Source organism: Roseinatronobacter alkalisoli (assembly GCF_028745735.1).
Lineage (GTDB): Bacteria > Pseudomonadota > Alphaproteobacteria > Rhodobacterales > Rhodobacteraceae > Roseinatronobacter > Roseinatronobacter alkalisoli.
Genome location: NZ_JAQZSM010000012.1, coordinates 40,654 through 60,408 on the forward strand (window position 1 = coordinate 40,654; position 19,755 = coordinate 60,408).

The following is a 19,755-nucleotide window of genomic DNA, read 5'->3' on the forward strand; positions in this document are numbered from 1 at the left end:
TAACCAGCCTTCCTAAATATGGCGGTGAATGGGGTGATTGGCCATAATCCGATCACCAAATTACCCTACTCTGACCATGCAATCGCTCATGTGATACGCGAGTTTGCCAGAGTAAATGTAAAAAGCGAGCGTTGTTATGGTAGGCCCGAACAGAATATTAACCGTTTCCTATGGCACCTTCTCGTGCACGCTGGAAGGGTTTGACGAGCCATTTGGCACGATGAAGGCAATTGCGGAATATTTCCGCGATCTTGCTGCGGATGACCGTTATTTTGGGGCTGAACCGCCAACACCGGATGCGGAAATGCTGCACCGGATTGCCGAACGCGAAATTCAGCGCCGTGTCGAATCACGCGTGCAGGAAAACGGCATCGTCCTGCGGCCTGAAGCGCAGCAAACCGTTGCGACACCTGCGCCGGTAATGGGTTTTGCAACAGCGGCGGCGTCCGTGCCTGCCACTGTTGCGCTAAGTTCATTCACCGCGGATCTTTCCCCGACGCCGGAACGCGTCCAGCCCAGCGCGCCCGAAAAATCGGACAATGAAACGCGGGCCAATCCGGAAATCAGCGATAAGCTGGCGCGCATCCGCGCGGCAGTTGCCCTTGCCGAAGGGGCGGCGCAGGCGCAACCCGTCGCTGATATGCCAATGCACGGTGTCCAGCAGGAGCCGGCCAGCGGTGACGACGCGATTCGTCAGTTCCTGGCGCAACAACAAGATGATGATACCGCATCTGATGACGGGGGCGCGGACATTACCGAAATGACGCAGCCTGCGGAACGCGACCTGCCGGAGGTGCAGGAACATGCGCCTGAACCGGACATGGACAAGGATGCGCAGGATGCAGCGCGCCTTCTGTCATCGGAATTTGATTTCGATGATGACGAGTTGACCGATTTTGACGACAGGCGCCCGGCATTCACACCGCCGGAATCGCTGGAAACTGATGATGACCCCGGCATGTTCGATGAAGATGAATTGCCAGAGGAAACCGCCACGGACCCAAAACCGGCCGAGGATGCTTTTGAGGACTTCCTGGACGAAGACGAAGATGCAGATGAACCGGAAACCGACACGTTCGACGACCTCGCAGAGGACGATTTTGACGAAGACGATGCCCAGTCAGCCGGGGACGAGAATCTGTTTTCTGAACCTACAGAGGTGTCGGAACCACGTGCCGCAGCCGACACGGAATTCGATGATGATGACTTCGACACTGATCTGGAACAGGCATTGGAACAGCATGCCAGCGCCGCGGTCGGGCGTGTTTCAATAGAACAGCTGCGCACGCAAATTCGCAATGTGCTGGGCGACACTGGTCTGCCTGCCGCTGATGAACAAGGGCTGGTGCAGGAACTGGCCGAGATTGAACAGGATGTCGTGCTGAAGCATCCGAACTTCATGAAAGCGCGCCAGAACGCGCTTGCCGAAAGCACGGAGAACACGGCCGATCGCCTGATGGAGCAAGCCCAGAGCCAGTTAAATGAAACAGAATCCCGGCGTCGTCGCGAAGCGTTTGAACATCTTAGCCTCGCTGTGACAGCCACCCGCGCCGAAGAAGAAGCAACCGGCCCGCGCCGCCGCGATATTGCCGAAGCCCGTGAGATTGAGCGCTATCGTGAAGATATAGGCATGCCTGATCCGCGTGACCTTGCCCTGTCGCGTGCAGCGACAAAACGCCCCGCAGAAGATGACGATCAACCCGCGGATGATGTTGCTGAGGCTGCGCCTGCCGCAACGACCACCGCCAAAACGACCCCTGAACCTGAAGCTGAAGAACCGGTCGCCACAGCGGATGAACGCCGGGAGGCAAAACCTGCTGAATCCAAACCTGCCCCCGGCACCACCAGCGCACGTCCCCGTCCTCGCCGCCCCGCGTCCATCGGCAACCGCCGGGCCGAGCGTGGAAACCCCGAACGCGCCCCGTTGGTTCTGGTGTCGGAACAGCGTGTCGAGCCCCAACAGCCTGCCCAGCGCGTTCGCCCCCGCCGTGTCGAGGTGCCGCTGGACGCACAGGCGCTATCTGCCCCGTTGAAAACCGCGAAGCCAGAACCGGTTGCCGCCTTCAGGAAATTTGCCGACAAGGTTGATGCATGGCTTCTGGACGAACAGATTGAAGCGGCTGCAGCCTATATGACCCATATTCTGGGCCAGCGGGAATTTTCACGCACGGACCTGATCAAATACGTTCTGGCCTATAATGATGGCAAGACAGTCACGCGCGAAGACATGCTGCGCGGCTTTGGCACGATCCTTCGCGAAGAGCGGCTGGAGCGTCTGGAAACGGGAATGTTCCGCTTGTCGCCCAGTTCGGAATATGACGAACCTGCGCGCCAATACGCGACCAGCTGAACCAGTCAGAATGCTAGGTAAAAGGCCCCGGACATTGTTCCGGGGCCTTTTTATGTCTGATAACACTGCCTGCTTTCGCGGCTTAATCCTTGGGTGTGTCCGGGTCGGCCTGGCCAACCCCCTTGAAAATCCGTTTCAACGGCAATGCCCAGACAATGCCAAGGGCGATATAGATTGCCAGTTCCAACAGAAACGGCGGGCGGTCGAACAGGTCAATCACATTGACGGTCACGACAATATACAGTGGCAATGCCACCACCAGCGCGAACAGGGCCCAGCGTCGTCTTGCTTTCCAGGATAAGGCCATCAGTCTGCAAACGGGTCGGTTACAAGGATCGTGTCATCGCGTTCAGGCGAAGTTGACAGCAGCGCGACAGGGCAGTCAATCAACTCTTCCACGCGGCGGACATATTTGATGGCGTTCGCGGGCAGGTCTGCCCAGCGGCGTGCGCCTTCGGTCGATTCGCTCCAGCCCGGCATTTCCTCATAGACCGGTACGCAGCGGGCCTGCGCCTCTGCGGCGGTGGGCAGGTAATCCAGATACTGGCCGTCCAGTTCATAGCCGACACAGATTTTCAGCACTTCGAACCCGTCCAGCACATCCAGCTTGGTCAGGGCAATGCCGTTTACGCCGCTGGTCGCACAGGTCTGGCGCAGCAGGCAGGCATCAAACCAGCCGCAGCGCCGTTTCCGGCCCGTGGTGGTGCCGAATTCACGCCCGCGTTCGCCCAGCCGCTGGCCATCGTCGTCATGCAGTTCAGTCGGAAAGGGGCCTTCGCCGACGCGGGTGGTATAGGCTTTGACAATACCCAGCACAAAATCAATCGCGCCGGGGCCGACGCCAACACCTGTCGCCGCCTGTCCGGCGATAACATTTGATGAGGTCACGAAAGGATAGGTGCCGAAATCGACATCCAGCAGGGCCCCTTGCGCGCCTTCAAACAGGATGCGCTTGCCTGCCTTGCGTTTGTCGTTCAGCACTTTCCAGACGGGCGCTGCGAATTCAAGAATTCTGGGCGCGATTTCGCGTAGCTGTGCGACAAGCGCATCGCGGTCAATGGGCTCCAGCCCCAACCCGGCCCGCAGCGCATTATGGTGAACAAGGGCGCGGTCCACACGCATCTGCAATGTCGCGTCATCCGCCAGATCGGCTACGCGGATGACCCGCCGACCGACCTTGTCCTCATAGCAGGGGCCAATGCCGCGCCCCGTCGTGCCGATCTTGGCGACGGAGTTCTGCGTTTCGCGCGCGCGGTCCAGTTCACCGTGGAATGGCAGAATCAGCGGGGTGTTTTCGGCAATCATCAGCGTCTCGGGGCTGATATCCACGCCCTGGGCGCGGATTGTCTCTATCTCTTGCAGCAAGTGCCACGGGTCCAGCACCACACCATTGCCGATGACTGACAATTTGCCACCGCGCACCACACCCGAAGGCAGCGCATGCAGCTTATAGACCTTACCATCAACGACCAGCGTGTGCCCGGCATTGTGGCCGCCCTGAAACCGCGCCACCACATCGGCACGTTCCGACAGCCAGTCGACGATCTTGCCTTTACCTTCGTCACCCCATTGGGCGCCGACTACCACGACATTGGCCATGAATGGTCCCCTTTGACTTGCAAACCGCCGCCTGTCATAACGCCAAGCCGCGCGCTGTAAAACCCGAAATAACATGTGCGCACCCGCCCGCCGGACGGGAAACAGGGGTTGCGGGCAATGCCCCGAGCGCCTAAGTAGGCGGGAACGGAAAAAGCGGGTTGTTCCTGATGCAAAATGTCGTGCTGATTGTCCATCTTCTACTGGCGCTGACGCTGATCGGTGTCGTGTTGGTGCAGCGCTCCGAAGGGGGTGGTCTGGGTATCGGTGGTGGTGATGGCAGCCCGCAGGCGGGACGTCCGCCGCTGACAGCAATGGCAAAACTGACATGGGGGCTGGCGATCGCGTTTATCGCAACATCGCTGACGCTGACCGTGATTGCCGCGCAGCAATCGGCCAGCGTGTCCGTTCTGGACCGTCTGGGTGTTCCGGCGCCGTCCAGTTCCAGCGCGCCGACACTTCCGGCCACAGACAGTTTGCTGCCGCCGCCGGTAACCGACGACTCGCTGGCGCCGCCAGCCGCAGAGTAAGGCAAATCCACAATCTGTTGCGGGGCACATTTTTTCTGTGCCTTTATCTAGCGGTTGACTTGCAGCCGCGGGAAAATTGAGCTATTGCTTAAATCCCGTGATACTTGGGGTTTCTACGTGCCCCGCATCAGCCGAAATACATGATCACGGGGGGTCGTTCAGACCATGGCACGCTATATTTTCATAACTGGTGGTGTTGTATCCAGCCTTGGCAAGGGCTTGGCATCGGCTGCACTGGGTGCGTTGTTGCAGGCGCGCGGTTTTACCGTGCGGTTACGCAAGCTGGACCCCTATCTGAATGTCGATCCCGGCACCATGTCCCCCTTTGAGCATGGCGAGGTTTTCGTGACCGATGACGGGGCGGAAACCGATCTGGACCTTGGCCATTATGAACGCTTCACCGGTGTCGCCGCGCGGCGCACCGATTCGGTGTCATCCGGGCGCATCTATTCCAACGTGCTGGAGAAGGAACGCCGGGGCGATTATCTGGGCAAGACCATTCAGGTCATTCCCCATGTCACCAACGAGATTAAGGACTTTCTTGCCGTGGGCGAGGATGAGGTTGATTTCATGCTGTGCGAAATCGGCGGCACAGTGGGCGATATCGAAGGGCTGCCCTTTTTTGAAGCTATCCGCCAGTTCAGCCATGAACGCCCGCGCGGTCAGTGTATTTTCATGCATCTGACCTTGCTGCCTTATCTGGCCGCCAGTGGCGAACTGAAGACAAAGCCCACGCAGCATTCCGTCAAGGAACTGCAATCCATCGGGATTGCGCCTGATGTGCTGGTGTGCCGGTCCGAACAGCCGATCCCGGAAAAGGAACGCCAGAAGATCGCATTGTTCTGCAATGTCCGTCCTGAAGCTGTGATTCCCGCCTATGATCTGAAATCAATCTATGAAGCCCCGCTGGCCTATCATGGTGCGGGCCTTGATCAGGCGGTGCTGGATGCGTTCGGCATTACGCCCGCCCCGCGCCCCAATCTGGACCGTTGGGAAGATGTGCTGGACCGCCTGCAAAACCCCGAAGGCGAAGTGCGCATTGCGATTGTCGGAAAGTATGTCCAGCTTGAAGACGCCTATAAGTCGATCAAGGAAGCGCTGATTCATGGCGGCATTGCCAACCGTGTGAAGGTGCAGGTGGAATGGATCGACGCTGAAGTGTTCGACAGCAAGGATCCCGGCCCCGCACTGGAACGTTTTCATGCGATTCTGGTTCCCGGCGGGTTTGGGGAACGCGGCACAGAAGGCAAAATTCGCGCGGCCACCTATGCGCGCGAAAAGAAGATCCCCTATTTCGGCATCTGTCTGGGAATGCAGATGGCCTGTATCGAAGCTGCGCGTAATCTGGCGGGCATTCCGGATGCAGGATCCGAAGAATTTGACCATGAAGCCGGCAAGAAACGCTTCACCCCGGTTGTCTATCACCTGAAGGAATGGGTGCAGGGCAACCACAAGGTCGAACGCAAAGTCGGTGACGACAAGGGCGGCACCATGCGGCTGGGGGCCTATACCGCCCACCTGAAAGAGGGGTCGAACGTTGCCCGCATCTATGGGGCAACCCATATCGAGGAACGCCACCGTCACCGCTATGAAGTGGACACGCAGTTCCGCGCAGCACTGGAAGGTGTCGGTCTGACATTCTCCGGCCTGTCACCGGACGGAAAACTGCCCGAGATTGTCGAACATGAAGGCCACCCCTGGTTTATCGGCGTTCAGTTCCATCCTGAACTGAAATCCAAACCCTTTGATCCCCACCCGCTATTCGCCGATTTCGTGCGCGCCGCGGTAGAGGTGTCCCGACTGGTCTGACGGCGGCGCGAATATACGGGTGTGCCGTTCAGACTGCGACTCTCGTTATTGCGCAACATGCATCTTGCTGATGCAGGATTATTCCATCGCATGCGCGAGGATGAGTGCCAGGGAATCCTTTTTGATCGGCTTTGGCAGTATATCAATGAACCCGACAGCCAGATAAACGGCGATCTGTTCTTTCATGACATTTGCGGTGGCCGCAATCGCGCGTGGTTTGGGGCGGTCAGTTTCCTCGGCCTCGCGCAGCATGGTGGTAAAGGCTTCTATGCCGTCCATCACCGGCATGGAAATGTCCAGAATGATCAGATCGAAATCCTGTTCGCGCCACAGGTTACAGGCTTCCAGACCGTTTTCGGCAAAATATGCCACGATGCCGATCTGCTCCAGCATGATCTGCATGATCATGCGGTTTGTCGCTGTATCATCTGCGACCAGCATCCTTCGCCCGACCAGTGTGCTGCGGGCGTGTTCCTCGGTCTGGGAACTATCCGGCTGGTCCGCTGGCGGGGCAACAGTTTCACGCACAGCCGGAAGCGAGAGCCGGACAAACACATCTGTGCCCATGCCCCGCGTGCTTTTCACAGTGATTGTACCGTTCATCACCTCAACCAGCCTGCTGACGATCGCCATGCCAAGCCCCGTGCCGCCAAAACGACGCGCAGTCCCGGATTCCGCTTGTTCGAATTCCTCGAATATGCGGGCCAGTTGTTCCTGCGACATGCCGATACCGGTATCCGAGATATGAAAATCGACAAAATCGGGATCGGTCGCCTGAACCTGCAGTGAAACCTGACCGGTTTCCGTGAACTTCACAGCATTGCCGATCAGGTTTTGCAGGATTTGCAGCACGCGGGTTATGTCCCCAATGCGCTGCGTGGCGTCGGCGCCCTGCTGTGTGGTAACGAATTTCAGCCCCTTTGCGCGTGCCGACGCACTATGAAGGGCGACCAGTTGCTGCAAAAGCGAATTCAGCGTAAAGGGTGTCTGTTCAATGGGTAGTTTGCCTGCCTCCACGCGCGCAAGATCAAGAATGTTGTTGATCAGCGCCAGCAAACTCCAGCCTGAATCGCGAATTGTTTCAACCATGACTTGCTGTTCGGGCATTAGTTTTGTGTCGGCCAGAAGGTCTGCCATTCCCAGCACACCCGTCAGGGGGGTGCGTATTTCATGGCTCATATTTGCCAGGAACGTTGATTTTGCTGCGCTGGCGGCTTCGGCATGGGTGACAGAGTCGCGCAGCGCGGCTTCCGTTGCCAGCTGGTCGGTAATGTCCACGATGGAACACACAATCCGCGCCGGGCTTTCCGCAACCTGAAACCGGGTCAGGTTCATTGAAATCAAGCGCTTTTCGCCATTCGGGCGGCGGATAGACAGGCGGACATCCCGCAAAGGTTTACCATCCCGCAATATCCGCGCCACTGGCAGTTCGTCTGACGGTATTGAGCTGCCGTTCAGTGCGGTAATTCCCCAACTGTCTTCGTCATAGGGGCGGTTGATGCAGGTTCCCGGAGGCATGCCCAGAATGCGCTCTGCTTCGGAATTGGCAAAGACGATGCGCCCCTCCTTGTTGAAGGCAATCATGCCCGCTAGGTTCGTTTCAAGGACACTTGCAAGGAAATCGCGTTCGCGACGCAGTTCGTCCTGCAGCGCCAGAACATTGCTGACATCCGTTAAGGAAATCAGCCATCCCATGACCGGCGCTTTTCGCGCAAGGGGGCGTTCCACTGCCAGAACCCGGGTGGCATAGACCCGTCCCGAGATGGTCAGGCGGGTGGGCGCAGGAATGCTCTGGTTATTCATTACTTCGCGCAGAAGCGGGAAAATCTGTGCGTTCGGGTCCAATGCCGCGCCATGCTGAAGGTTTATGTCTGCATTTCCCAGAACATGCCGCGCTGCGGCGTTTGTTGTCATCACGCGGCCGCTTGTATCAATCATAACTGCCGGGTCATGCGCTGTGAAAAACAGCAAATCCCGCCCGATTGTGGCAAGATCGAAAGGGCGCGTTACGATCATCATCCAGGTAAACAGAAGCAGAACCAGCGCAAACATGAATGGTGTTGGATCAAAGCCCAGAATGGTCACACCGCCAAAAATATAGGCAAGATTGGCGACTATCGGAAAAACGGTTATTGCGACAAGGACAGCGAAATGCGCGCGATACGCGCGATTGGCAAGCCACATACCGGAAATGCCGACACCAATCGCGGCCATCAGGAACAGATACAGATAGCCAGCGGCCAGATAGAACAGCGGACCATGCGCATACCGCACGGAAAGCCGACCATTGATTTCCAGCATGGTTGTCTCTGCACCATAAAACAGCCAATGCCAGGGATTGCTTACTGCGATGGCAGTCACCACCAGCGGCCCGCCGATCAGCGTGGCCCATTCCCAGCGCGCCAGCTTCGCTTTACGTCCAAAGGCATAGGCATGCAGAAAAAACGCCCAGACCGTAGGCAGGGTCGCAATCGCGGGCCAGGCCGCAAGTGCGAACGCGATCTTGCAGTCCTTGGTGGTCGCCGACATTTCCAGAATTGCAGCGGCAAGCCAGCCCAGCATGGCCACATGCGACGCCACACAAAAACCCTTGCCGGAAAAATGGGGTTGGCGGGCGACCATATAGGTCATGACTGCCAGCCCTGTCCAAATTGACATGATAGTGGCAGTATAAACATCAACTGATGCGGACCAGAAGCAATGCATCACAGGCTCGTCCGGTGCCGCCAGGGGCATGTCGGCCAATAGAAGGAGAGCATGGTGAATTCCGTGCAATTCAAGGTGGAAAAACGATACGTTCCGTACAGGTGCATTGCAAGTTGCAAGGTTGGTGTCAACGCGCCACGCATGGAATGCATATGCGGTCTGATAGTTTGGGTTCCCCCCCGGACGCACCGCAATACCCGTGAAAACCGAAGTGTGAACTGTCATATTGAACCGCGCGGCCAGTCGGTTTCCGGGCCTGAATCGGACTGGTGGGGAATTTCCAGAAACGCGGGGCAACGGGCGGATGAGGGTGCAGGCCGCATGTCTGCTGTACCGCGGCCTGCCGATTACGTTGATGTCAGTTCATTTCTTTGAATTAAGGATCATGCAGCCTGCATAACGTGAATCCACCCGGCGTTGACTGACATACCCTGCCCACTATGGTGCGGATTCTATGCCTGCCCCAACATCCGTTTCGGGCGTGAACTACCCGCGAACATGTGCGTCAAGCGGATATCATGTTGCGTTATATACTGATGTCCATATGCGTTGCAGCTTCGCTATCTGCGTCGCTGCCTATTCCGGCAAGGGCACCATAGGCGCGATTCTGGTCTTGGCTGTCCAGTCGTGCGGCAGGTATGGAAACAGGGTTGGGGCCGTCATCGGTGACGGGCATTTCTGTCCGGGTTTCACGCAAATGCTGAATGACATTCACTTCAAACGACGGTGGCGGGCCGACAAGGCGGTGGCGTTTGTCCTGCGGGCTGGCAGGAGGTCTAGTGGCGGTCATGCCAGACTTGGTCAGTGACTGGGTTTGCTGAACTGCGCCTGCTGTGATGCTTTTGCCGACCGCTGCCACCCCGCGCGAGGGGTGGGGCTGCAATAGCTGCCCTAATGGTTCACGATGCCCGGGCGACACCGGCCCGGATGCGGGAATTGCAGTGAGAACTGACATTTGCCCCCTCCGACTGAATGAAAACGGAAACAATCCTGATGTCCCATCTTCGCAGAATAGGCTTTATAAATCGTAAAGCAGGCGGGGAATCTGTAGATATCGTTAATATCCATGCCTGACGGCTGGGGATGCAGCGCGCTGAATGCATTGCAGGCCGTGCCCGGTGCCCGGCCTGCAATGCAGATTTGCGTGGGTTATCGCAGGATGCTGCGACCTGCGAAGATGGCAGTTTCACCCAGCATTTCTTCAATACGGATCAACTGGTTGTATTTCGCCAACCGGTCTGAACGCGCCAGTGAACCCGTCTTGATCTGCCCGCAATTGGTGGCGACTGCCAGATCTGCGATCGTGGCGTCTTCTGTTTCGCCGGAACGGTGGGACATCACGCAGGTCATGCGCGCGCGATGCGCCATGTCCACGGCGGCCAGCGTTTCGGTCAGGGTGCCGATCTGGTTGACCTTGACCAGCAGCGAATTGCCGCAACCCTTTTCAATGCCTTCAGCCAGACGCGCGGGGTTGGTCACGAACAGATCGTCGCCCACCAACTGCACCGATGCGCCCAGTTTGTCTGTCAGCAGTTTCCAGCCTTCCCAGTCATCTTCGGAACAGCCGTCTTCGATGCTGATGATCGGGTAATCGGCGACAAGGGCTGCCAGATAGTCCACGTTTTCAGCAGGGGTCAGCGATTTTCCTTCGCCCACCATTTCATATTTGCCGCCCTTGAAATATTCGGTCGCCGCACAATCCAGCGCAAGATAAATATCCTCGCCCGGTTTGTAGCCTGCTTTTTCAATGGATTTCAGAATGAAATCCAGCGCTTCGCGCGTGGATGACAGGTTTGGCGCGAAGCCGCCCTCATCACCGATACCGGTGGACAGGCCAGCGGCGGAGAGTTCTTTCTTCAGGGTGTGGAACACTTCGGCACCCATGCGCACGGCTTCGCGGATATTCGCGGCGGCCACTGGCATGATCATGAATTCCTGAATGTCGATCGGGTTGTCGGCATGTTCGCCGCCATTGATGATATTCATCATCGGAACCGGCAATGTGCGCGCGGATGTGCCACCGACATAGCGAAACAGCGGCTGGCCGGTATAGTCCGCCGCCGCCTTGGCCACGGCCAGCGAAACGCCCAGAATGGCATTCGCGCCCAGACGGGCCTTGTTCGGGGTGCCGTCCAGTTCCAGCATTGCGGCATCAATCGCCACTTGTTCGGTCGCGTCGAAACCGACAAGCGCTTCGGCCAGTTCGCCGTTCACGGCGGCAACCGCGTCCAGAACACCCTTGCCCATGTAGCGGGATTTGTCACCGTCGCGGCGTTCCACAGCTTCATGCGCGCCGGTTGATGCGCCAGAAGGCACAGCAGCGCGGCCCATGGTGCCGTCTTCAAGAATGACGTCCACCTCTACCGTCGGGTTGCCCCGGCTGTCCAGTATCTCGCGGCCAATGATATCGATGATCGTGCTCATGCGGTGTCCCTATGCGCTGAAAACGGATTGCGCCCGGTATAGCGCCAGAACATGACAAGTGCTAGGGCACTTTCGTTTCGCGCCACAGCGTGAACATGCCCGCCGCAACGATCACGGCAGCCCCGATCAGTGTCAGCCCGTCCGGGCGTTCCCCGAAAATCAGAATGGCCACGACCAGCGCAAACAGCATGCGGGTATAGCGAAAGGGTGTGACAAAGGATAATTCGCCAACCCGCATCGCCGCCACAAGGGCATAATAGGCCAGCACACCAACCCCCAGCGCGGCGGTAAGCGCCAGCAATTGCACGGCGGATGGCATGACTGCGGGGTCGTCCATAAGCATCATCAGGAAAAAGCCGCCGGGCACCATCATCGCGAATGCCCAGGAAGAAATCTGATAGCTGGAAACCGCAGCCGGAATGACCCGCGTTGCAAGATCGCGCCCTGCAAGACCTAGCACCCCGATGACGGCAAACAGGGATGCGGGTTCAAACCCTGCCATGCCGGGCCGTACAATCAGCATGACACCGAAAAATCCAAGGCCAATGGCCGTCCAGCGCCGCCAGCCGACCTTTTCGCCCAGAAACAGCACGGCACCAAGCGTCACGAATAACGGCGCTGCCTGCAATATTGCCGATGCGGTGGCCAGACTGGCCAGCACGAACCCCAGCACGAACCCCACTGTCCCGACAAGTTCGGCCGCATTGCGCAACAGCAGCGCAGGCGTCAGCAAGGCAGGCGAAAGCAGTTGCTGGCCCTTGCTGCGGGCGATTGCGCCGAAAGCGATGGCACCGCCAGCCCCCAGAATCAGAAGGATTTGTCCGACAGGCAGCGCATCCGCCAGCAGCTTGATGAACATGTCCTCCAATGCGAAGCCCGCCATCGCAAGGGACATCAGAACTGCGCCGCGCAGATTGTCGGTCATCGGGATTTCTTTCACATGTGAACTTGGGGTAAAGGGCTACAAGCTGCGCGGTGAATTGAAAAGCACAAATGAAGAAGCGCGCCGGACGGGGCGCGCTTCTGATCGAACAACATATCAGGTGTTGAACTTAGTCCTGCTTCGCGGCCCGCTTGATAGGTGCCCAAAGCTGTTTGTTGGTCAGATACAGCAATGCGGCCAGAACCGACAGAAAGATGACACCGACAAAACCGGCACGTTTGCGTTCAACAAGTTTCGGTTCCGCAGTCCACATCAGGAAGGCAGCAACGTCCTGCGCCATCTGTTCTTCGGTGGCGGGGGTTCCGTCGGCATATTCGAGCATGTCCTCGAACAGCACAGGGTTCATGGACACCCAGCCATCATAGGCTTTGTTGTAATAGAACAGCGTGCCTGCCTGAAGGTCTTCTTCACCAGTGTAGCCTGTCAGGAAGGACGCAATATATTCCGCCCCGCCCAGACCCCGGAAAAGCTGGTTCAGGCCCAGACCATATGGCCCTTCAAAGCCAACGCGCGCTTTGGCCATCAGGCTAAGGTCTGGCGCGCCTTCGAATTGCGATTCCGGGAAGTGGTCTGGCCCGGCAGCTGTCCGCCAGTCGCGCAGTTCTTCGTCCCAGACTTCATACATTTCAGCATAGGCACGCATCTGGTCATCAGGCAGTTCCGGTCCGTTGCGGTCGCTGAGTGTGCGGAAGGCAACGAATTCAAGCCCGTGGCAGCTGGAACAGACTTCGGTATAAACCTGAAGCCCGCGTTGCAGCTGGTTGCGGTCATACACACCGAACGGCCCTTCAAATGAAAAGCTGTAATCGGTGATTTCGCCCAGTCCCCCGGCCGCAAGGGCCGGGGTTGCCATCAAAGTTGCTGCCGTGAGTGCGGAAGCAGCGAGTTTCCTGAACATCATATCTCTCCTGTTTCCTGATCTCACTCGGCCGGGATCTGTTCGGGCGAGGGGCCAGAACCGCCGGATTTCTTTTTCAGGCCTGCCTTGAAATCAGCCTCGATGGTTTCTGGTTGCGGCAAGGGTTTCTCGATCACGCCAAGGATGGGAAGGATGATCAGGAAATATCCGAACCAATACGCCGTGCCTATCAGCGCGATAGTGGTATAGATCCCTTCTGCGGGCATCGCCCCTGCCCACATCAGGACAAAGAAATCGATCACCAGCAGCCAGAACCACCATTTGAACATCGGGCGATACCGGCCGGAGCGCACCGAAGACGTGTCCAGCCACGGCACCAGCGCCATCACGAAGATCGAAGCAAACATGGCCAGAACCCCGAAGAAGGCCGCGTCAATGATGCCGAAGGACAACCAGTTTGCGGCAATCACCACCCATACATCCGATGTGAAGGCGCGCAGAATGGCGTAGAAGGGCAGGAAGTACCATTCCGGCACAATATGCGATGGCGTGACCAGCGGGTTCGCTTCGATATAGTTGTCGGCATGGCCAAGGAAGCCCGGCATGAAGCCAACCAGCGCCCAGAAGCCAGCCAGAATCAGCACCAGCGCAAACAAGTCCTTGATAACGAAATATGGCCAGAAGGGCAGGGTGTCTTTCTCTGCTTCCTCTTTCGAACCGCGGCGCACGTCAACACCGGACGGGTTGTTGTTGCCGGTGGTATGAAACGCCCAGATATGCAGGATCGTCAGACCCAGAATGACAAACGGCAGCAGGTAGTGCAGGCTGAAAAAGCGGTTCAGCGTCGCGTTACCCACAGCAGGCCCGCCCAGCAGCCACATTTGCAGCGGTTCACCGATGCCGGGAATCGCGCCAAACAGGCCGGTGATCACGGTTGCGCCCCAGAATGACATCTGGCCCCATGGCAGAACATAGCCCATGAAGGCGGTTGCCATCATCAGCAGATAGATCAGCATGCCGATGATCCAGGTGATTTCGCGCGGGGTCTTGTAGCTGCCGTAATACAGACCACGGAAAATGTGGATATAGACCGCAGCGAAGAACAGCATCGCGCCATTCTGGTGCAGATAGCGCAGCATGAAGCCGCCATTCACGTTACGCATGATATGCTCGACACTGGCAAAGGCCATGTCCGCATGCGGCGTGTAGTGCATTACCAGAACAATGCCGGTAACGATCTGCAGGATCAGACAGAACATCAGCACGATGCCCCAGATCCACATCCAGTTCAGGTTCTTGGGGGTCGGGATCATGATAGTGTCATAGATCAGTCCGACAATCGGAAGCCTGCGATGAAGCCACTTTTCAGCGTTCGTCTTCGGCTCGTAATGATCGTGTGGGATACCAGACATAGGTGTTTTCCTCCCTTAGCCGAGCTGGATTGTGGTTTCGTCAACAAACGTGGCTAACGGAATATGCAGATTTTCCGGTGCCGGGCCGCGGCGGATACGGCCAGCGGTGTCGTAATGCGACCCGTGGCAGGGGCAGAACCAGCCATTGAAGTCCCCGGCGCCATTGCCCAGCGGCACGCAGCCCAGATGGGTGCAGACGCCGGTCATCACCAGCCATTCGCCCGCCTCATCCATGGTGCGGTTTTCATCCAGGGCATCGGTGCCGGGTTTGTTGGGGTTTTGTGATGCGCGGTCAATGGACAACTGGTCCAGCGTGACTGCGCGACCCTCCTCGATCTCTGCTGCGGTGCGACGGCGGATGAAGACAGGCTTGCCAAGAAAGTTGACCGTAATCTGGCCGCCGGCTTCCAGACCTGCGACATCGACGAAAATCGATGAAAGCGCCTGAACATCAGCCGAGGGGTTCATCTGGTTGACCAGTGGCCAGACAGCTGCGCCAGCAGTCACAACGCCCGCACCTGCAGTGGCGTAATAGATGAAATCCCTGCGGGTGCTATCGTTGTCATCAGCGTGGGACACGAGCGTTCTCCCTTTTCAATGGGTACGAGGGCTGCAAATTATGATTGGGCCACGGAAAAAACCGCAGCCCCTCAGCGTGGGTATTTAGCGGGGAATCCATAGCCCGTCCAGCCGCGAAAGCGGGCAATGATGTCGCAGCCGGTCAGATTTTCAAGGGATTCTGGTTCAGAAGCCACACTGTTGGCGCAACCGCAAACCCCGCAACGCTGTCCGCGGGGCGTCAGGTGGGTGGTTGCGTGGCCAGCATACTGTCGCGCTGCGCGAAATTTTCATGCCATGCGGTCAGGGCCGGGTGCGCTTGTCGCCAGTTGCGCGCATTATGGCGCAGGTCCAGATAGGACAGCGCACAGGCCGTGGCTATCTGGCCGATGCAGAACGGCCCGGCCAGATAGCTGATCCAGCGGGTTTCCAGCATATCGACGCTGCGCGCAATCTTTTGCCACTGCCCTTCGACAAACGGGGCGAAATGCATGGCTTCCGGGCGCAGGCGGGATTCATAGACCATGGCAAGGGCGGCATCCAGAATGCCGTCGGCCATGGATTGCAGGGTCAGGGCATCCCACCGGCGCGCGCCACCGGGATAGAAGCCCGATTGCGCGATACTGTCCAGATATTCGCAAATCACGCGGCTGTCGTAAATCGCGGGGCCATCCGGGCGCGACAATGTCGGCACCTTGCCCAAAGGGTTCTGCGCAATGGGTGCTTGTCCGGAATCCAGCGGCGTTCCTGACCCGGTTATGATATCAAGTTTTCCGGCGATACCTGCTTCATGCGCCAGCACCAGAACCTTGCGCGCGTAGGGGGAGGTCGGGCTGTAATATAGTGTCAGGGCCATCAGACCCACCGCAGCTTGATGCGTGCCAGAAACGCAGCGTCCAGTTCAACGCCGCGGCCGTTGTGGCCCAGTCTTATGATTCTGCGCAAACGCGCTGTGCCGTTCATCTGTTCCGCGTCGCGGGGGCGGGTGATGCATATGCCTTCGGGCAGGGTATCCATGGCATCTTCGAGTGGTTGGGCAATATGGCCGGGCCGGACCTGCCGGGTCAGCGCATAGCCTGCGAGGGCAAGGGCACCATATTTCATGGCGACAGCGGCGATGGGGGCAAGGGGCAGTGCCAAGGCGGAACTCCTGATCAGTTTGCGGAAGAGTATCAGAAGGCGCGCATTTGTCCATTCACCTTGCTGACAATGGGCGCATATGCGGATGTTGCAAGCCGCGCCCATATGGCCCACCCGCCCGACCCCCGCCGCGCATGACTGCGCGGCTTGCCATATGGGCGCGGCGGCACCCCCCCCAAGCATGGGGGCTTCGCGCCGCAGGCTGGGATTGCAGTCCGGCCAGTCACGTCATGCGCTGGCCATGCGGAAGGCTGCGCAGGTGGGGCACACCGGGGGCGCTGTTACAGCATTGCAGCCAGCCGCGCGCCCTGATCAATCGCTCGCTTGGCATCCAGTTCGGCGGCGACATCAGCTCCGCCGATGACATGCACGGTCTTTCCATCTGCGATCAGTGCATCGGCCAGCATGCGCAGGGAATCCTGCCCTGTACACAGGATCACTGTATCTGCTGGCAGCGTTTCTTCCTGTCCGTCGCGCATGACGACCAGTCCTTCGGCGGTGATCCGCCGGTATTCCAGCCCGCCGATCATTTGAACCCCCCTTGCCGCCAGACTTGTGCGGTGAATCCAGCCAGTGGTTTTGCCGAGGCCCTTGCCGGGTTTGCCGGGTTTGCGCTGCACCAATGTCACGGACCGCGCCGGGGGCGGTGGTTTCGGGCCATCAGGCGCCAGCCCGCCGGGCGTATCGGACGGGTCGCCGACCCCCCATTCCCGTTGCCAGAGCGCCAGATTGTCGGTCGGGCTTTCGCCTTCATGGCTCAGGTATTCCGCGACATCAAACCCGACGCCACCTGCGCCCACGACAACCGCGCGCGCGCCCACCCGCGCCTTGTCGCGCAGCACATCTGTATAGCGCAGTACATGTGGCGCATCCTGCCCGTCAATCTGCGGATCACGCGGGATGACGCCTGTTGCGATGATCACATCGTCAAACCCCGCCAGCATGTCCGGCGTGGCGCGGGTATTCAGGCGCAGGCTGATCGTGGATTGTGCAACGCGCGTTGTGAACCAGTCCACCAGCCCGTGGAATTCTTCCTTGCCGGGAATCCGGCGGGCCATGTTCAACTGTCCGCCAAGCTGGCCATCAGCCTCGAACAGGGTGACGTGGTGCCCGCGTTCGTCCGCCACCAGTGCGGCCATCAGGCCAGCAGGGCCAGCGCCCACGACGGCAACGGTTCTGGGCGCGCTGGTCGGTTCATAGCGCAATTCGGTTTCATGGCAGGCGCGCGGATTGACCAGACATGTGGAAACCTTGCCCTGAAACGTGTGGTCCAGACAGGCCTGATTGCACGCGATGCAGGGCGCAATTTCATCCGCGCGCCCGTCTGCGGCTTTGGCCATGAAATCAGGGTCGGCAAGGAACGGCCGCGCCATGGACACCATATCGGCGGCACCCCCGGCCAGCAGGTCTTCGGCCACATCGGGGGTGTTGATGCGGTTCGATGTGACCAGCGGAATGCCCACCTTGCCCATCAGCTTGCGTGTGACCCACGCCCAGCCCGCACGCGGCACCGATGTCGCAATGGTCGGCACCCGCGCTTCATGCCAGCCGATGCCGGTGTTCAGGATCGTTGCCCCCGCTGCTTCAATCGCCTGCGCCAGGCGCGTCACCTCGTCGAATGTCTGCCCATCGGGAACCAGATCAATCAGCGATATGCGATAGATCAGAATGAAATCCGGCCCCACCGCGTCGCGAACGCGGCGCACAATCTCCACTGCCAGCCGCATGCGGTTGTCATAGCTGCCCCCCCAGCGGTCGGTGCGGTGGTTGGTGGCGGCGCACAGGAACTGGTTGATGAAATACCCCTCGGATCCCATCACTTCGACACCGTCATAGCCTGCTTCGCGCGCCCGCACCGCAGCTGTCACAATATCGGCGATCTGCTTTTCGATTCCGTCTTCATCCAGTTCCGCCGGCTTGAAGGGTGAAATCGGGGATTTGATGGCCGAAGGGGCCACGCAATCGGGGCCGTAGGCATAACGGCCCGCATGCAGTATCTGCATGGCGATTTTTCCGCCCGCGTCATGTACGCGGTCCGTGACCAGACGGTGATTGGCAATGTCCTGCGGCGTATACAATCCCGCCGCACCCGGAAATACACCGCCTTCGGGATTGGAGGCCATGCCACCGGTGACCATCAGCGCAACGCCACCGCGCGCGCGGATGGCGTAATATTCCGCAACACGGTTCCAGTCGCCGCGTTCTTCCAGCCCCGTATGCATGGACCCCATCACCACGCGGTTTTTCAACGTGGTGAAGCCCAGATCAAGGGGGGTGAAAAGATGGGGATAGTGTGACATGGGAAACCTCCTCAGGATTGCAGGAGGTTAACCGCGCAGCGCGCGTGCTGTCATCATGAACGCCGCGTCAATAGCCGGTCATTTCCAGATAGCCGCGCCCCGTGTGGCTGCCGCTGAACCGCAACGGCCCTTCCCAGTAGCTTACCGACAGGTCCATCCAGGCATGTGGGTTCAGGGGTTCTGTGGTGATGGAAACGCCACCCTCTGGCCAGTCGATGCGCCAGCGCACCGGCACATCCCGCCCGGCCACGCGCGCGCTGCCCAGTGGTGTGAATTCCAGCGCATCGGGGGGCAGGGGGGTGGCGGTTCCGTCGGGCGCGATCCATGTGCCCGACGTGAACACCTGCGCGCCGCGAAGTTGAAACCCCATCATCCGGTGCCCGTCATCGAAACCAAGGGAAAACCAGTCCCATCCGGCCTGATCATCGGCCAGGGGCTGGCTGGACCATTCGCGGTCAAGCCAGCCGTGCCCGGATACGGAAACCGGCCCGTCGGGCAGGTGCAGCGTGCCGGTGATGTCATAGAAGGGTTGCGAATAATAATAGCTGGCCTGTCCGCCCTGCGATTTGACCGAATAGCCCTGATCGCCGTGTAAAACCAACGGGCCTTGGGCCTGCGCGGTCAGGTCATAGCTAAAATCATGGCCGGTGGCATGGATATGCAGCCGGTCATAAGGGTCGCTGTCCGGGCCTGCACGGCTGGTCATGTGCCAGTCATCGATAAAGGCTGAAAACGGGTCCGGTGTGACGCCAGCCTGACCTGTGCCGCCGCGTCCGAATGTTTCGACGGCAAAATGGCTGTCGGCGGTGGTCAGACCCGCATGCCCCATCCAGACCTGCGGCGATGCAAAACCCGCCGCTTCGCCCGGTTGCAATGCTGACCGGAACAAGGTCCATTGCGCGCCATAATCCTGTCCGTCATCGCCGGTCAGGGTGGCTGTCAGATACCACCATTCAATGCGGAAATCAGGATGTGCGCCGTGGTCTTGCGGAAAGGTTAGTTCCCGCCCGCGTTCGGGGACGGAAAAATCCTCGGCGGTGGTGCCCAGCCCGGCGAAGCCCTGCGCCTGCGCAGGGGCGGCTGTCAACAGCAGCGCCGTTGCGAATGCCGCAAGGCAGGGTTTCATGC

The 19,755-nt window shown here is 59.0% G+C and carries 16 protein-coding genes; 3 read left to right on the plus strand and 13 right to left on the minus strand.

The window, feature by feature from the left end; all coding sequences use genetic code 11:
- The first annotated feature begins 136 nt into the window (after positions 1–136).
- Complete coding sequence (locus PUT78_RS13280) at positions 137–2,350, plus strand: hypothetical protein (protein ID WP_274352752.1); 2,214 nt, start codon at positions 137–139, stop codon at positions 2,348–2,350.
- Between the two features lie 82 nt (positions 2,351–2,432).
- Here PUT78_RS13280 and PUT78_RS13285 read toward each other — a convergent pair whose 3' ends face one another.
- Both PUT78_RS13285 and PUT78_RS13290 read right to left on the minus strand, forming a co-directional pair.
- Positions 2,433–2,657: a DUF2842 domain-containing protein gene (locus PUT78_RS13285; protein WP_274352753.1), complete on the minus strand. Its 225-nt coding sequence runs from the start codon at positions 2,655–2,657 to the stop codon at positions 2,433–2,435.
- A complete protein-coding gene (locus PUT78_RS13290; protein ID WP_274352754.1) occupies positions 2,657–3,949 on the minus strand; it encodes an adenylosuccinate synthase in 1,293 nt (430 codons plus the stop codon). Before PUT78_RS13290 ends, PUT78_RS13285 begins: the two co-directional genes overlap by 1 nt.
- A gap of 167 nt (positions 3,950–4,116) precedes the next feature.
- Here PUT78_RS13290 and secG point away from each other — a divergent pair, with 167 nt between their 5' ends.
- Positions 4,117–4,476: a preprotein translocase subunit SecG gene (gene secG / locus PUT78_RS13295; RefSeq protein WP_274352824.1), complete on the plus strand. Its 360-nt coding sequence runs from the start codon at positions 4,117–4,119 to the stop codon at positions 4,474–4,476.
- A 165-nt stretch (positions 4,477–4,641) separates the two neighbouring features.
- Positions 4,642–6,285: a CTP synthase gene (locus tag PUT78_RS13300; RefSeq protein WP_274352755.1), complete on the plus strand. Its 1,644-nt coding sequence runs from the start codon at positions 4,642–4,644 to the stop codon at positions 6,283–6,285.
- Positions 6,286–6,363: 78 nt separating this feature from the next.
- On the opposite strand, the gene PUT78_RS13305 is transcribed toward PUT78_RS13300, so the two are convergent.
- From PUT78_RS13305 to PUT78_RS13355, 11 genes are all read right to left on the minus strand, one after another.
- Positions 6,364–9,216 carry a histidine kinase N-terminal 7TM domain-containing protein gene (locus PUT78_RS13305; protein ID WP_337994685.1) on the minus strand — a complete coding sequence of 951 codons (2,853 nt, stop codon included), beginning with the start codon at positions 9,214–9,216 and terminating at the stop codon, positions 6,364–6,366.
- 301 nt (positions 9,217–9,517) lie between these two features.
- Complete coding sequence (locus PUT78_RS13310; RefSeq protein WP_274352757.1) at positions 9,518–9,946, minus strand: hypothetical protein; 429 nt, start codon at positions 9,944–9,946, stop codon at positions 9,518–9,520.
- 194 nt (positions 9,947–10,140) lie between these two features.
- A complete protein-coding gene (gene eno / locus PUT78_RS13315) occupies positions 10,141–11,415 on the minus strand; it encodes a phosphopyruvate hydratase (RefSeq protein WP_274352758.1) in 1,275 nt (424 codons plus the stop codon).
- A gap of 61 nt (positions 11,416–11,476) precedes the next feature.
- Positions 11,477–12,340, minus strand: a complete 864-nt coding sequence (locus PUT78_RS13320) for a DMT family transporter (RefSeq protein WP_274352759.1) — start codon at positions 12,338–12,340, stop codon at positions 11,477–11,479.
- 127 nt (positions 12,341–12,467) lie between these two features.
- On the minus strand, positions 12,468–13,256 hold the full coding sequence (locus tag PUT78_RS13325; RefSeq protein ID WP_274352760.1) for a cytochrome c1: 789 nt from the start codon (positions 13,254–13,256) through the stop codon (positions 12,468–12,470).
- A 23-nt stretch (positions 13,257–13,279) separates the two neighbouring features.
- Positions 13,280–14,629, minus strand: a complete 1,350-nt coding sequence (locus PUT78_RS13330) for a cytochrome b (protein WP_274352761.1) — start codon at positions 14,627–14,629, stop codon at positions 13,280–13,282.
- Between the two features lie 15 nt (positions 14,630–14,644).
- Positions 14,645–15,208 carry a ubiquinol-cytochrome c reductase iron-sulfur subunit gene (petA, locus tag PUT78_RS13335; protein WP_274352762.1) on the minus strand — a complete coding sequence of 188 codons (564 nt, stop codon included), beginning with the start codon at positions 15,206–15,208 and terminating at the stop codon, positions 14,645–14,647.
- Between the two features lie 220 nt (positions 15,209–15,428).
- The gene (locus PUT78_RS13340) at positions 15,429–16,037 is read right to left on the minus strand and encodes a glutathione S-transferase (protein ID WP_274352825.1); all 609 of its coding nucleotides are present in this window, start codon (positions 16,035–16,037) and stop codon (positions 15,429–15,431) included.
- Between the two features lie 5 nt (positions 16,038–16,042).
- Positions 16,043–16,327 (minus strand): hypothetical protein, encoded by a 285-nt coding sequence (locus tag PUT78_RS13345; protein ID WP_274352763.1) that lies wholly within the window; start codon positions 16,325–16,327, stop codon positions 16,043–16,045.
- A gap of 281 nt (positions 16,328–16,608) precedes the next feature.
- Complete coding sequence (locus PUT78_RS13350) at positions 16,609–18,627, minus strand: NADPH-dependent 2,4-dienoyl-CoA reductase (RefSeq protein ID WP_274352764.1); 2,019 nt, start codon at positions 18,625–18,627, stop codon at positions 16,609–16,611.
- A gap of 67 nt (positions 18,628–18,694) precedes the next feature.
- Entirely contained in the window at positions 18,695–19,753 is a 1,059-nt protein-coding gene (locus tag PUT78_RS13355; protein ID WP_274352765.1) for a lipocalin-like domain-containing protein, read from the minus strand.
- Between the last annotated feature and the right edge of the window lie 2 nt (positions 19,754–19,755).